This window comes from Streptococcus sp. HMSC064H09, from assembly GCF_001812625.1.
Classification (GTDB): domain Bacteria; phylum Bacillota; class Bacilli; order Lactobacillales; family Streptococcaceae; genus Streptococcus.
The window spans coordinates 20,818-21,314 of the sequence record NZ_KV809573.1; the positions used below are offsets into that span (position 1 = coordinate 20,818).

A 497-nucleotide genomic window follows, 5' to 3' on the forward strand; every position below is an offset into this window, starting at 1 on the left:
AGTGCATCTTATACCCATAATTTTTCCCCAAAAAATTAATACTTTACTACCCACACAAAAATCTTTCTAAAAAAAACATATTTACAAAGCGGCGAGGTTGTGGGTGCACGTTGAAGGCACTAAAAAAAGCACAGGTAAGGGCCTGTGCAAGAAAAAAACATCTATACAAGGAGTATACCATGAAATCATTCAACACTCAAACAATCGCAAAAACTGGATTCACTAAAAGCAAAGCATTTGGATTGTGTGGCACGCTCGCTATTGCTACAGCTCTATTGATTGGAGCTGGGGCAGTATCAGCCGATGAAACCACTCAACCAGTGGTGGACACACAACCAGCGGTGTCTAATGTCCACACCGCTGATAACGGCGGAAACGTTACGGTGACACCGTCTGAAACAGTGGCACCAGTGGAAACACCAGTATTTACTCCACCAGCACCCGTAGAATCTCAACCGATTGTAGAAGCACCAGCAACAACTACAGAAGTAGCTCAA

General features: G+C 43.5%; 1 pseudogene. It reads left to right on the top strand.

The annotated features are described in order from the left end of the window. Positions 1-179: 179 nt before the first annotated feature. Positions 180-497 (top strand): annotated as a pseudogene (locus HMPREF2867_RS04135) (hypothetical protein); the annotation flags it as partial.